We start from the raw sequence: 13184 nt of genomic DNA, 5'->3' as shown, positions 1-13184 counted from the left end.
CGGTCAGAACCCGTCCGCCACGTCCATCAGGCCGGTAAGTTTCTTCGGCGCCACGGCGCGCCAGCTGCGGGCCAGCCATTCGCCGATCTCGTCCCAATCGTTGTCGCCCATGTCGAGGCGGATGGCGATCCAGCCGTCGCCGAAATAGGCCGGGCGGTAGTAACGGTCGGGGTCGTTCTCGATCAGCTGTGCCTGTTCGTCTGGGCCGCTGATCTTGACCAGCAGCGCGGTCTTGCCGTCGCCGTGATGGTCCAGGCTGACATAGGCGAACTTCTTGCCCTTCAAGATGCCGAAGCAAGGCATACCGTGCGATACGATCTCGTCCGCGTCAGGCAGGACCATCGCCCGTTCGCGCACCTGTGCGACGAGGTAGTCGGGCGACTTGTCGCGCGCGACGTAGTCCGCCAGCATGCGCGGATAGAGCTGATACTCCGCCATCAGCACCCGGGCCGAGAGGCTGTCGGGCGTGTCATCGGGCAGGATGTGCACCGGTACCTGCCCGAGTAGCGGGCCCCCGTCGAGTTCGGCGGTCACCACGTGGACTGAGCAGCCGCCTTGCGAATCGCCAGCCTCAATCGCCCGCTCGTGAGTGTGCAGGCCCTTGTACTTGGGCAGCAGGGAAGGGTGAGTGTTGAGCATTCTCCCGGCCCAGTTCTCGACGAAGCCCGCGGTCAGCACGCGCATGTAGCCGCACAGCGCGATGTACTCGGCGCCGGCATCGCGCAGGGCCTGGTCCATGATCGCCTCATGAGCCTCGCGGTCGAGGCCGCGGTGGCTGTGGGCGAAGGTCGGAATACCCTCGGCCGCAGCGATGTTGAGGCCTCGGGCCTCCGGCATGTTGCTGGCGACGAGCACGATCTCGTAGGGGCAATTCGGCAGGCGCGAGTGGAATAGCAGCGAGGACATGGTCGTCCCGTTGCCCGAGAGCATGACCGCGACGCGAGCCTTCTCAGGCATTGTGAGTCGCGCTCCAGTCGACCTTCGCGCTCCACGTGCTGGCAGATCCGCGCACGGTGCAACCGCGCGGGCCTTCGATCACTTCGCCGATCCGCGTAACATCCTCGCCTGCAGCTTCCAGTTCGGCGGCGATCTCGCGGGCGAGTTCCGGCTGGACCGCCAGGACCATGCCGATGCCGCAGTTGAAGGTGCGCGACATCTCGCCCGGCTCGATATTGCCCTGGCCCTGCAGGAACGCCATCAGCCCGGGCTGCTCCCAGGCGTCGGCATCAACCACCGCATGGGCGCCTTCGGGCAGCACGCGTGGGATATTCTCGAGCAGACCGCCGCCGGTAATGTGGGCGAGGGCGTCGATCTTGCCGGCGCGGATCGTCGGCAGCAGGCTCTTCACGTAGATCCGGGTCGGTTCGATCAGGACTTCGATCAGCAGCCGCTCCTGATCGAACAGGGCGGGGCGATCCATGCGCCAGCCGAGGTCGGCCGCCAGGCGGCGTACCAGCGAGAAGCCGTTCGAATGCACACCCGAGCTCGCGAGGCCGAGCAGCACGTGCCCGGGCGCCACGCGCTCTCCGGTGACTTGCTCGCCGCGCTCAACTGCTCCGACGCAGAAGCCCGCGAGGTCGTAGTCGCCTGCGGCGTACATGCCGGGCATCTCCGCGGTCTCTCCGCCGATCAACGCGCAGCCGGAAATGGTGCAGCCCTTCGCAATACCCGCGATGACCCGCTCCGCCACGCCGTTGTCGAGCTTGCCGGTGGCGAAGTAGTCGAGGAAGAACAGCGGCTCGGCGCCCTGGACGATCAGATCGTTGACGCACATCGCCACAAGGTCGATGCCAACGGTGTCGTGCCGGTCATGGTCGATCGCGAGCTTGAGTTTGGTTCCTACGCCGTCATTGGCCGCGACCAGCAGCGGATCGCTATAGCCGGCTGCTTTCGGATCGAAGAAGCCACCGAAGCCGCCGATCTCGGCATCGGCACCGGGGCGACGAGTCGCCTTGACCAGCGGGCCGATGGCCTTGACCAGCGCGTTGCCGGCATCGATCGAGACGCCGGCCTGGGCGTAGGTATAACGTTCGGGCGGGGGGTTGTTCGAAGTCATAACTGGGCGCTTTATCCATTCGCGCTTGGATTTCCACTCGCCATTGGGCAAAAGGCCGCCGATTTCACACATGCCAAGCCTTGCTCTCCCTCAAATTTCGCCTTCGCGACGCCTCTGGGCCCCGTTAGCGGGCGCTGTGGCGCTTGCCTTGGGAGTCGCGCTGGTCGCGCAAGTTTCCGGGGATCGCGGCATCGCGCCGGTCGCCAGCACCACCGATATCGAGGTGCGGGGGATCAAGGTCGACGTGGTCGGCAAGAATTCCGAGGATGCGCGACTCAAGGGTTGGCAGGAAGCTAAGAAGCTCGCCTGGAAGAAAATCGGCGGGCCGGACATTCCCGAGTCGCAACTTGAAGGGCTCATCTCGGCCATCGTGGTCGAGCGCGAACAGCTCGGTCCGCGCCGCTACATCGCCACGCTGGGCGTGGTATTCGATCGGGCGCGTTCCGGCGGATTGCTCGGTGGCGAGGGCGAGCGGGCACGTTCGGCACCGATGCTTACCCTGCCTGTGCTGATCACAGGCGGCACCCAAACCATGTTCGAGGTACGCAACCCGTGGCAGCGCGCCTGGGCCGAGTACCAGGCCGGCGCAAGCGCCATCGACTACGTCCGCCCCTCCGGCGCCGGTTCCGATTCGCTGGTCCTGACGTTCGGCCAGACCGGTCGCCGCAGCCGCATTCTTTGGAACGACATTCTCGACCAGTTCGGCGCGGCCGACGTGATCGTGCCGATTGCCCGGTTGGAGTACTCCTATCCCGGTGGCCCGGTGCTGGGACACTTCACGGGACGGCACGGGCCAGACAACGAATACTTGTTCAGCTTCACCTTGCGGGCACGTGATGCGGAGCAGGTGCCTACCATGCTCACCATGGCAGTTGAAAAGTTCGACGAATTCTACACCCGCGCGCTGGCCGCCGGCGTCCTGCGTCCTGATCCCACCCTGTCGATGGAGGGCATGCAGCTCAGCCCCGAGGTTCGGGCCCTGATCGAAGCGGCGCGGCAGGCGGAGTTGGCCGGAGCCGCCGGAGGCGAAGGCGAGAACGCCCTGATCGACTCCACCGGCCCTGCCGCCACCGCCACTCCTGGCGAAGCTCCCGTGGTGAGCATCACCGTGCAGGTCACCACGCCCGATGCACCCTCGGTCGACGCGGCGATTGCCGCGTTGCGAGGCACACCGGGCGTCCGCGGCGTGTCCACCAGCAGCGTCGCCATCGGCGGCACTTCGGTGACGCGGGTCAGCTTCGCCGGCGACCTAGCTTCACTGGCCGATGCATTGCGCGCCCGCGGCTGGCAGGTTACGCAGGGCAGCAACGCACTCGCCATTACGCGCTGAGGCGCGAAAGGCCCGTGTGTCGTATGGGGCGCCTATGAGCCAGATAGCCCTTCCGCTCGCGCCGGAGTCCGCCGGACCATCGCGGATCGTAATCGGCACAGCGAACGCCCATGTGGCGGACGCCTTGGCTCGGCCGGAAAGCTGGCCATTCCGTACCGCTGTGCTCACCGGCCCGTCTCGCTCTGGCAAGTCGTTGCTCGCCCGCTGGTTTGCCCAGAGCGGCCGGGGCGAAGCGATCGACGATGCCCGCTCGCTCGATGAGGCGCAGATATTTCATCGCTGGAACCGCGCTCAGGAAGAGGGGCGCGCCCTGCTGGTCGTCGGTGGAGAGCCGCCATGGGATATCACCCTTCCTGACTTGCGATCGCGCCTCGGTGCGGCCCTGCAGCTCGAGATCGGTCCTCCCGATGATGAGATGGCCGAGGAACTGCTCTACATTTTGGCCGAACAGCGCGGGTTGCCGCTGGGCGCCGATGCAGCGGACTATCTGCTCCCGCGAGCGGGCAGGTCTTTCTCCGATCTGGAGAAGCTCGTAGCCGCAATCGATCGGCTCAGCCTTGAACGTAAGGTGCCCGCTACCCAATCTATCTGGCGGGCCGCACTAGAGGCCGTGCACGGCGCGGAAGAGCCTCGCTTGCTTTAGTGGCGGATTTGAGGGAGAATCATCGGCAATGTTCGATCAGTTGATCGCATACTTGGACTCGGTAAGGGCACGTGACCCGGCCCCGCGGTCCCGCTGGGAAATTCTCCTGTACCCGGGCGTTTGGGCGCTCGGTTTCCACCGGCTTGCGCACTGGCTGTTCGACGGGGAGCTCTATTTTCTCGCCCGGTTCGTGAATCACTTGTCGCGCTGGCTGACGGCGATCGACATTCACCCTGGCGCGAAGATCGGGCGCAACCTGTTTATCGACCACGGTTTCACCGTGATCGGCGAGACGGCTGAGATCGGCGACAACGTCACGATCTACCAGTGCGTCACGCTCGGCGGCACCAATCCGACCAATGGGGTTGGTGGCAAGCGTCACCCGACACTCAAGGATAACGTCATTATCGGTTCCGGGGCGCAGATCATTGGCCCGATCGTGGTCGGCGAGCGTGCGCGCGTCGGCGCCAACGCGGTGGTGACGGATGACGTGCCCGAAGGCGCGACCATGATCGGGCTCAAGGCCCGCTCGACGCTGGTCCCCGCCGAAACCTGGCTGCGCGAGTTCATTCCGTATGGAACCCCGTGCGACGAGCCTTGCGAACAGGGCAACGGCGGGGTTGAACGGGTCGAAGCACTCGAACGCGAACTGGCCGAATTGCGGGCCGAGGTCGCTGCGCTGAAGGAGGAACGGCAAGTGCCGGCCCGTTCGCGCAAGACGGGCGCCGCCAGCTAATGCGGGCGGGATCGCTCGACGGAAACATCGTCCCCTTTCCGCCGTCGCGCGTCCCTCAACAAGTCGGGTTCGAGCGCGCCGAGTTGCAGCGCATTCTCGATCTTTACGGTCGGATGGTCGCCGCAGGCGAATGGCGCGACTATGCGATGAACTTCACCCGCGACTTTGCCAGCTTCTCGGCCTTCAGGCGTACAGCGGATTTTCCGCAGATGCGGCTGGAGAAACGCCCCGAGCTAAGGCAGCGACAGGGCATCTGGGCGTTGTTCGGCGAACAGGGCCAAGTGCTTAAGCGAGGCCACGAACTCGCCGGAGTGCTGGCGCCCCTTGAGCGGCGTCTGTTGAAGGTGGTGAGCGGGTAGCGGCGTAAGCACGGACCCCACGGGCACCCGGAATTATCAGAACTTCCAGCGAAAATTCCCGCCGGGCGATCTTTGCGCCGCATCAATGCCGGTCCTCCGCGATCGAGGCAGGGCGAACGGGCGCTGCAATTCCCTGGGCCTGACTGTGCGGCCCTTGCAGCGCGTGTGGAGGTAATGACGATGCGTACGGTACTCTCGCGCGGGTTAGGCGCGCTGGCCCTGATGTCCCTGGTTCATGCCGCTCCGGCCCTGGCGAGCGACGGGCAGGGCAGGCTGCAGGTGAAGGCGCTTGCTACAGCGGTTTTGCCCGACGGGAAGATCGACAAGGTGAACGCCGATCTTGTCGGCCTGCCCGCGAACACCCAGACCCAAGCGAACGACAACGTCGTACCCACTCTGGCGGTCGAATATTTTTTCTCCCCCGGCCTGTCGGTCGAGACCATCTGTTGCATGACCCAGCATGACGTCGATGGAACCACCGGGCTTCCGGGCGCTGAACTGGTGTCTGATGCCAAGCTGATCCCGGCGACGGTGACGCTGAAGTATCACCTCAACACCGGCGGTATTTCGCCCTACATCGGCGCCGGACCAGCCTACTTCCTGTTCATTGGCGAAGACCCGGGCGCCGCTACCGTGGCGCTGGGCGTGGACAAGCTCACCCTGTCGAACGAGCTCGGGGTGGTTCTGCAGGCGGGGGTCGACGTCCCGCTCAACGGCAGGGGCCTGGCGCTCAGCCTGGACGCGAAACGCTATTTCATCGGCACCACGGCGCGCTGGTATGACGGCGGGGTCAAGGTGATCGAGACCGAACACGACCTAGATCCGTGGGTCCTGAGCGCCGGGCTGGGGGTGCGGTTCTAAGTCGGTTTGGTGGATGCCCTCGGGAATGCGCTGCTCACAGCCGCTCGAGGGCGCTCACGAGATCCTCATAGCGATCGATTACCGCATCCGCGCCAAGCTCTGCCGCCGGCAGGTCGTTATAGCCGAAGCTGAGCGCGACCACCGGCACCCTGGCGTTGCGCGCGGCCTTCACGTCAAAGGTGCTGTCGCCCACCATTGCGAAGCGTCCGCCGCCGCATATCAGGATCGCGGTGTCGATCATGTCGGGCGCCGGCTTGGCCCGGCCCGGGCCGAGCGTATCGCCGCCGAGGATTACTTCGAACCGGTCGGTCATCCCCAAGGCGTCTAGCAACTTGCGCGAGTAGACCTCGATCTTGTTGGTGATCACCGCCAGCTTGCAGCCCCGCCGCGCGAGGTCGTCGAGCGCGTCGAGGCACCCGGGGTAGGGCACGGTGTGGTCGGCGATGTGCGCTTCGTAGTGGACGAGGAGTTCGCCGTAAGCGCTCTCGAACTCGTCTTCCGGAAGTTCGCCGCCGGTCAGTTCGAAGGCACGTTCGAGCATCCGGCGCGCGCCGCCGCCGATCAGGTTGCGGGTGGCGTCTTGCGAGATCAGTGGGCGGCCGACGGTGGTCAGCGCATGGTTCACCGCCGGACCGAGGTCGCGGTTGGAGTCGACAAGTGTCCCGTCGAGGTCGAACCCGACGATTTCGAAAGGAAAGTCAGCCATCCACGGGCCCTTGCCGGAGGCGTATGGAAACGGCAACCGATTGGTGGCATTGCGCGCCCCATGGGAGCTTCCGAAAGACCGATCGCAGCTATAGTCCTCGCCGCTGGCAAGGGTACGCGCATGAAAAGCACGCGGCACAAGGTGCTCCATGCGATCGCCGGGCGGCCAATGATCGACCACCTGCTCGCTTCCCTGGAGGTTCTGGCCCCGGCGAAGACCGTGGTGGTGGTGGGAGAGGGCCGCGAGCAGCTTGAGGCGCATCTCGGCGGACGGGCCGACATCGCGGTACAGCAGCCGCAGCTCGGTACCGGCCACGCGGTGCAGCAGGCGGAGAGCGCGCTCGACGGCTTTGAGGGCGACGTGCTCGTCATGTACGGCGACGTGCCCTTCATCCGCCCCGAGACGATGCAGGCGATGATCGAGCGGCTTCGGGCCGCAGACGCGCCCGAAGCGGTCGTCCTGGGCTTCTTGCCTGAAGACGCCCTGCAGTACGGTCGGGTGATCGCCGAGGATGGCCAGATCGCCCGCATGGTCGAATTCAAGGATGCGGACGAACGCGAACGCGCCTGCATGCTATGCAACTCGGGCTTGCTGGCGGCGAAGGCCGACGTCCTGTTCGAATTGCTCGGCAAGGTCGGCAACGACAACGCCCAGGGCGAATATTACCTGCCCGACGTGGTCAACATTGCCATCGCCGAGGGGCGCAACTGCGCGGTGATAACCACGGACGAGCCGGACGAAGTCTCCGGCATCAACTCGCGCTCCGAACTGGCCGAGGCAGAGGCTCGCTGGCAAAAGTCGCGGCGGGCCCAGGCCATGGCCGAAGGCGCGACGCTGGTGGCCCCGGAGACGGTCTTTTTCAGCTGGGATACGCGCATCGGCAGTGACGTGACGATCGAGCCGAACGTCGTATTCGGGCCCGGTGTCGAGGTGGCGGACGGGGTCTCCATCCACGCATTCTGCCATCTCGAAGGTGCGAAACTGGCGTCGGGCACCTCGGTCGGACCCTTCGCCCGGCTGCGGCCGGGGGCGGTGCTCGAGGAAGGAAGCAAGGTCGGCAACTTCGTCGAAGTGAAGAATGCCGTGCTGGGGCAGGGCGCCAAGGCCAATCACCTGACCTATCTGGGCGACGCCACGGTAGGGGCAGGGGCCAACATCGGCGCGGGGACCATCACCTGCAACTACGACGGTTACTTCAAATACCGTACCGAGATCGGTCCGCGCGCCTTCATCGGATCGAACAGTGCCCTGATCGCCCCGGTCAAGATCGGCGCCGATGCCATCGTGGCCGCCGGAAGTGCCGTTAGCCGCGACGTGGCTGATGGAGAGCTGCGGATGGTGCGGGCCGAACAGCTGGTCAAGCCCGGCTGGGCCGATCGCTTTCACGACGCGATGAAGCGGAAAAAGGCCGAGAAAAAGGGCTGAACCCTTGACATGATATCATGATATGATATCTGTATATCAATGACACGGATTCTCGCCGATCTTCCTGATGACGATATCAAGTGGCTCGACCGCATTGCGGAAGAGCGGGGGAAGTCTCGCGCCGCAGTACTGCGCGAAGCCGTCAGCGCCTATCGCGCGGAGGGTGTGCAGGATTGGATCGATCGTGGCTTTGGACTGTGGAAGGACTGCACCGATATTGGTGACGCCGTTGAATCGCAGCGTCGCGAACGCGCTTCTTCGACCCGGCCGTGGGATTCCGATTACGAGGAAGTTAAAGCCGAATTCCCGGATCTCTTTGACGCAGAAGATGACCGTCAGCGGCAGATCCATCTCGATATGCTTTCTGGGAAGGACCCTTCTGTCCGTGGGGCCGGCCCGGCGTGAGCGGCTTTGCGTTTGACGCCAACATCGTAGTAGACGCGCTTGCCGGACTTGACTTGGCACGGGTCGAAATCCGCCGCGCCGCGGGTCAAGGAGCGCGGGTCTGGATCAGCCGCCTGGTGTGGATCGAAGTCATGTCCAAGGGATCGGTTCACAATCTGCGCGACACGGAGGCATTTCTTTCGGGATTTGGGGTCGATGAGATCGACGGAGAGATTGCAGAGCGTGCTGCGGCCTTGCGCCGGGAGCGGCCTCGCCTCAAATCCACTGACGCACTCGTCTTGGCGAGTGCGCTCGTCAGGGGCCGCGTGCTCGTAACTCGCAATACCCGGGACTTTCCGGCGCAGATGCCGGGCATCCGCGTACCTTACATCCTCTAGCTCAAGGCAGCCTGTTCATGTGCGGAATCATTGGCATCGTCGGCAAGGAACCGGTCGCGGAGCGGTTGGTCGACGGTTTGAAGCGGATGGAATACCGCGGCTATGACAGCGCGGGAATCTGTACAATTGACGGCGGGATGCTGATCCGCCGGCGGGCACCGGGGAAGCTGCTCAACCTGGTGGCCGAGATCGAGCGGCATCCGGCTCCGGGCCACATCGGCATTGCCCATACCCGCTGGGCGACCCACGGCGCTCCGACCGCCAGTAACGCGCATCCGCACGCCACCGATCAGGTTGCCCTGGTCCACAACGGCATCATCGAGAACTTCAAACCGCTCCGGGAAGGGTTGCTGGCGCGGGGGCGCACGCTCGAAAGCGAGACCGATACCGAGATCGTGGCCCATCTCGTTTCGGAGCAGATCGAGGCCGGTCTTTCGCCCCAGGATGCTGTCAAAGCCGTCCTTCCGCAATTGCGGGGCGCCTTCGCGCTCGCCATCGCCTTTCGCGCTCACCCAGACCTGCTCATCGGCGCTCGGCTCGGTTCACCTTTGGTCGTTGGTTACGGGGAAGACGAAACCTATCTCGGCTCCGACGCACTTGCGCTGGCACCCCTGACGCAGCAGATCGCCTATCTGGACGAGGGTGACTGGGTCGTGGTCACCCGCGAGGGTGCGGCGATCTTCGATAAGGATAACAATCCGGTAGAGCGCGAAGTTACCACTTCGGGTGCATCGGCAGCGGCGATCGAGAAGGGCAACTACCGCCACTTCATGCAGAAAGAGATATTCGAGCAGCCGACGGTCGTGGCGCAGACGCTGCGCAGCTATCTGCGGCCGGTGGAGATGCAGGTCGCCCTTCCGCAAATCGACTTCGACATTTCCGCGATCGATCGCGTAACCATCGTCGCCTGCGGCACGAGCTACTATGCGGGAATGGTCGCCAAGTACTGGTTCGAGCAATTCGCGCGCGTTCCCGTCGACCTCGATTTCGCCAGTGAGTTCCGATACCGCGAGCCGGTCCTTCAGCCAGGAGGGCTGGCGCTGTTCATTTCCCAAAGCGGGGAGACCGCCGATACTCTGGCGGCGCTGAGGCACTGCAAGGCCGAAGGGCAGACGATCGCGGTGGTGGTCAACGTGCCCACCAGTTCGATGGCGCGCGAGGCAGACCTGCTGTTGCCGACCCATGCAGGGCCCGAGATCGGGGTCGCTTCGACCAAGGCGTTTACCTGCCAGTTGGCCGTGCTCGCGGCGCTCGCGGCCCATTTCGCGGTCAAGAAAGGCCGGCTCGACAGGGAGGCGGAAGCCGAAGTCGTGCGGCACCTCCTCGAAGCCCCCGCTTCGCTCAACGCCGCGCTCGCTCATGATGACGAAATCGCCGCCATGGCTCACTTGATCGCGCCGGCCCGTGACGTGCTCTACCTCGGACGTGGTCCTGATTTTCCGCTTGCCTTGGAAGGGGCACTGAAACTCAAGGAAATCAGCTATATCCACGCCGAAGGTTATGCGGCGGGTGAGATGAAGCACGGCCCGATCGCACTGATTGACGAGGCTGTTCCGGTGATCGTCCTCGCGCCTTCAGGGCCCTTGTTCGAAAAAACCGTTTCGAACATGCAGGAAGTGCGGGCTCGAGGCGGTAAGATCGTGCTGATCTCCGACAAGGCGGGACTGGAAGAAGCCGGCGAGGGCTGCATGGCGACCATCGAGATGCCGCAGGTTCATCCGCTGATCGCGCCGCTGGTCTATGCGGTTCCGGTGCAGCTGATTGCCTACCACACCGCCTCTGTAAAAGGCACCGACGTCGACCAACCGCGCAATCTCGCCAAGTCGGTAACCGTCGAATAAATCTGCAGGAACGGCATTCGTCTTCCAGGGGCTTTACCCGCTTCTAACCATTGGTGGCTTACGCGCGATGCGTGAGCGCGAATCCATCCGAGCTGCCAACCCTTCGGCTTTCTGCGTTGGAGCTTCTGGGCCTGAAGGGTCCGGCCGATGGCGATTGGGCGCGGGTCCGAGCTTTGCAGTACGGTCAGCTGCACAAGACCGTTCTGATCCGCACCGTGGCGCACGCGCTGGCCGCGGCTGTCACGGTGAGCGTGTTCGTCAGCAAGGTTCCGGTCTGGCTCTTCGGGTTGTGGCTCGTGGCCGCAGTCGCGGCGACATGGAATTCGGTCAGGATCGATCGCAGCCTGGCGGACATCGACCGTCGCGCGATGACCAAACACGAATTCAGGCGCCAGGCGCTGGGCGTGGCGGGCAGCGCCCTGGTGTGGGCGGCCGCAATGATCCTGTTTCCTCCCTACGGAGGGCAGGCTGAGCACTTCGCGCTGTGGACCCTTGTGGCCATGCTGATTGCCAGTTCCGCCTCTATCCTCTCCTCGGCGCCGATGGGTACCGTGGTGTTCATTGCCCTCACCGGAAGTACCGCCAGCACCTCGTTCGTGCTGTCCGGCGACTACGGATTTGCCGCGGTGACCCTGGCGTTCATCACGCTGGCGATTTCCGGAACGCTCGACTCTGCCCGCACCTACCTCTCAGCCCGGATCGCCGAAGCCGGCGTGGCCGAAAAGGACGAGGTGGTTTCGCTCCTGCTCCGCGAATTCCAGGAGAATGAGGCCGATTGGCTGTGGCAAGTCGATCCGAACCGACGCGTGAGGTCGGCCAGCCCGCGCTTTGCGTTTGCGCTCGGCAAGGATCCGGCGGCGGCGGAGGGCTTGCCCTTCATTCAGCTGATCGCGGGGGACAGCTGGGACAGTGGCCAGTTCCATCCCAGCATCTACGACCTCGCCGAACGGTTGAAGCGCAGGGAAAGCTTTTCGAACCTGCTGGTCCAGGTGATCGTGGGTACGGGCCGTCGCTGGTGGGAACTGTCGGGCACACCGATGCTCGATGAGAACGGCAGCTTCATCGGATACCGGGGTGTTGGGTCCGACGTTACCGAGCAGCGAGAATCCGACGAGAAGATCGCCTATCTGGCTCGCTACGACACGCTGACGGGCCTGCCCAACAGGCTGATGCTGACCGAGGCCCTGGGGGAAGCCATGCGCTTCGCTGACCAATGGCGCAGCCGCTGTGCCTTTCTGATGATCGACCTTGACCGCTTCAAGTCGGTCAACGATTCCCTTGGTCACCAGGTCGGGGACCGGTTGCTTGCCCAGGTCTCCCAGCGGCTCAAATCGGTCATTAGTGAAAACGAGCAGTGCGGGCGGCTGGGTGGCGACGAGTTTGCCATCGTGATTAGCGACGCGTCGAACGAGGGGGCGGTCTCCCGTGTCGCGGAGGCGGTGATCGAGGCTCTTTCACAGCCCTACGACGTGGACAATCACAAGCTCTACATCGGGGCGAGCGTCGGGTCGGCCCTCTGCCCCAAGGACGGCAATACGGTCGAGATGCTCATGCGCAACGCCGACCTCGCGCTTTATCGCGCGAAGGACGAAGGCGGGGGGATCCATTGCCGTTACGAACCTTCGCTACATGCCAACGCGGAAGAACGGCGCAAGCTCGAGCTCGCCTTGCGCAATGCGATCGGCAAGCAGGAGTTGAGGCTGCATTATCAGCCCGTCGTCGACGCGAAGAACGGAACGCTGGTGAGCTTCGAGGCGCTGCTCCGCTGGCAGAGCAAGGATCATGGCTTCGTCAGCCCGGGCAAGTTCATCCCTCTGGCCGAGGACACGCGCCTCATCGTGCCGATCGGTGAGTGGGTACTCTACGAGGCTTGCCGCGAAGCGGTCCGTTGGCCGGGCGAAATCAAGGTCGGGGTCAACGTCTCGGGCGAACAATTGCTCGAGCCGGGTTTTTCGACCAACGTGGTCCGCGCCTTGGTCGACAGCGGGTTGCCGCCCTATCGGCTTGAGGTCGAAGTCACCGAGAGCATTTTCCTGCGCGATGCGCGGACCGCACGGCAGACGCTCGAGGAAATCATGGCTCTCGGGTGTTCAGTGGCGCTCGACGACTTCGGCACCGGCTATTCGTCACTGGGATACCTCCGGGCGTTGCGCTTCTCGACCATCAAGGTCGACCGCACATTTGTGCAGGGCGCGGCTCAAGGGAGCGTGGAAAGCCTGGCGATTATCCGCGCCGTCGTGGCGATGGCCGATAGCCTGGGAATGACGACGACTGCCGAAGGTGCGGAAACGGCCGAAGAAGTGGCGCTGATCAAGAACCTCGGCTGCACCAAGATCCAGGGTTACTACTTCGGAAGGCCGATGGAGGCAGACGAAGCCCTGAAGCTGATCGGCCGCAAGGGGCGGGTAGCGGCGGCTTAACGCTCAGACCTCCTTCAATGGAGGT

General features: G+C 64.3%; 13 protein-coding genes. 10 read left to right on the top strand and 3 right to left on the bottom strand.

The genetic code is table 11. The features are described from left to right. Positions 1–3: 3 nt before the first annotated feature. Together purN and purM are read right to left on the bottom strand one after the other, a co-directional pair. A complete protein-coding gene (purN, locus tag KK137_RS08680; protein ID WP_214535722.1) occupies positions 4–957 on the bottom strand; it encodes a phosphoribosylglycinamide formyltransferase in 954 nt (317 codons plus the stop codon). Next, positions 950–2056 carry a phosphoribosylformylglycinamidine cyclo-ligase gene (gene purM / locus KK137_RS08675; RefSeq protein WP_214535721.1) on the bottom strand — a complete coding sequence of 369 codons (1107 nt, stop codon included), beginning with the start codon at positions 2054–2056 and terminating at the stop codon, positions 950–952. Before purM ends, purN begins: the two co-directional genes overlap by 8 nt. Before the next feature lie 136 nt (positions 2057–2192). On the opposite strand from purM, the gene KK137_RS08670 reads away from it, so the two are divergent. From KK137_RS08670 to KK137_RS08650, 5 genes are all read left to right on the top strand, one after another. Next, positions 2193–3386: a heavy-metal-associated domain-containing protein gene (locus KK137_RS08670; protein ID WP_338028016.1), complete on the top strand. Its 1194-nt coding sequence runs from the start codon at positions 2193–2195 to the stop codon at positions 3384–3386. Between the two features lie 34 nt (positions 3387–3420). Then, positions 3421–4029 (top strand): HdaA/DnaA family protein, encoded by a 609-nt coding sequence (locus KK137_RS08665; protein WP_214535719.1) that lies wholly within the window; start codon positions 3421–3423, stop codon positions 4027–4029. A gap of 28 nt (positions 4030–4057) precedes the next feature. Further along, entirely contained in the window at positions 4058–4765 is a 708-nt protein-coding gene (epsC, locus tag KK137_RS08660; RefSeq protein ID WP_214535718.1) for a serine O-acetyltransferase EpsC, read from the top strand. Further along, positions 4765–5124 (top strand): DUF2794 domain-containing protein, encoded by a 360-nt coding sequence (locus KK137_RS08655; protein WP_214535717.1) that lies wholly within the window; start codon positions 4765–4767, stop codon positions 5122–5124. Before epsC ends, KK137_RS08655 begins: the two co-directional genes overlap by 1 nt. A gap of 174 nt (positions 5125–5298) precedes the next feature. After that, positions 5299–5985 carry an OmpW/AlkL family protein gene (locus KK137_RS08650; protein WP_338028015.1) on the top strand — a complete coding sequence of 229 codons (687 nt, stop codon included), beginning with the start codon at positions 5299–5301 and terminating at the stop codon, positions 5983–5985. A 34-nt stretch (positions 5986–6019) separates the two neighbouring features. Here KK137_RS08650 and KK137_RS08645 read toward each other — a convergent pair whose 3' ends face one another. Next, positions 6020–6691, bottom strand: coding sequence for an HAD-IA family hydrolase (locus tag KK137_RS08645; protein WP_214535716.1), 672 nt, complete (start codon positions 6689–6691; stop codon positions 6020–6022). A gap of 60 nt (positions 6692–6751) precedes the next feature. On the opposite strand from KK137_RS08645, the gene glmU reads away from it, so the two are divergent. The 5 genes from glmU (at position 6752) to KK137_RS08620 (ending at position 13159) form a co-directional block, all read left to right on the top strand. Then, positions 6752–8116, top strand: coding sequence for a bifunctional UDP-N-acetylglucosamine diphosphorylase/glucosamine-1-phosphate N-acetyltransferase GlmU (gene glmU, locus KK137_RS08640; RefSeq protein WP_214535715.1), 1365 nt, complete (start codon positions 6752–6754; stop codon positions 8114–8116). Between the two features lie 39 nt (positions 8117–8155). After that, a complete protein-coding gene (locus tag KK137_RS08635) occupies positions 8156–8521 on the top strand; it encodes a ribbon-helix-helix protein, CopG family (protein WP_214535714.1) in 366 nt (121 codons plus the stop codon). Beyond that, entirely contained in the window at positions 8518–8898 is a 381-nt protein-coding gene (locus KK137_RS08630; RefSeq protein WP_214535713.1) for a PIN domain-containing protein, read from the top strand. Before KK137_RS08635 ends, KK137_RS08630 begins: the two co-directional genes overlap by 4 nt. A gap of 17 nt (positions 8899–8915) precedes the next feature. Continuing rightward, positions 8916–10739 carry a glutamine--fructose-6-phosphate transaminase (isomerizing) gene (gene glmS, locus KK137_RS08625; RefSeq protein WP_214535712.1) on the top strand — a complete coding sequence of 608 codons (1824 nt, stop codon included), beginning with the start codon at positions 8916–8918 and terminating at the stop codon, positions 10737–10739. A 116-nt stretch (positions 10740–10855) separates the two neighbouring features. After that, positions 10856–13159, top strand: coding sequence for a putative bifunctional diguanylate cyclase/phosphodiesterase (locus KK137_RS08620; RefSeq protein ID WP_214535711.1), 2304 nt, complete (start codon positions 10856–10858; stop codon positions 13157–13159). Positions 13160–13184 lie beyond the last annotated feature (25 nt).

This window comes from Croceibacterium selenioxidans (assembly GCF_018599195.1).
Lineage (GTDB): Bacteria > Pseudomonadota > Alphaproteobacteria > Sphingomonadales > Sphingomonadaceae > Croceibacterium_A > Croceibacterium_A selenioxidans.
The sequence above is the reverse complement of the archived record's forward strand: the minus strand, read 5'-3'. Positions and strand labels throughout refer to the sequence as shown.

Coding starts and splice junctions, on each gene's coding strand:
- purN (WP_214535722.1), bottom strand. CDS start 957: ATGCCTGAGAAGGCTCGCGTCGCGGTCATGCTCTCGGGCAACGGGACG.
- purM (WP_214535721.1), bottom strand. CDS start 2,056: ATGACTTCGAACAACCCCCCGCCCGAACGTTATACCTACGCCCAGGCC.
- KK137_RS08665 (WP_214535719.1), top strand. CDS start 3,421: ATGAGCCAGATAGCCCTTCCGCTCGCGCCGGAGTCCGCCGGACCATCG.
- epsC (WP_214535718.1), top strand. CDS start 4,058: ATGTTCGATCAGTTGATCGCATACTTGGACTCGGTAAGGGCACGTGAC.
- KK137_RS08655 (WP_214535717.1), top strand. CDS start 4,765: ATGCGGGCGGGATCGCTCGACGGAAACATCGTCCCCTTTCCGCCGTCG.
- KK137_RS08650 (WP_338028015.1), top strand. CDS start 5,299: ATGACGATGCGTACGGTACTCTCGCGCGGGTTAGGCGCGCTGGCCCTG.
- KK137_RS08645 (WP_214535716.1), bottom strand. CDS start 6,691: ATGGCTGACTTTCCTTTCGAAATCGTCGGGTTCGACCTCGACGGGACA.
- glmU (WP_214535715.1), top strand. CDS start 6,752: ATGGGAGCTTCCGAAAGACCGATCGCAGCTATAGTCCTCGCCGCTGGC.
- KK137_RS08635 (WP_214535714.1), top strand. CDS start 8,156: ATGACACGGATTCTCGCCGATCTTCCTGATGACGATATCAAGTGGCTC.
- glmS (WP_214535712.1), top strand. CDS start 8,916: ATGTGCGGAATCATTGGCATCGTCGGCAAGGAACCGGTCGCGGAGCGG.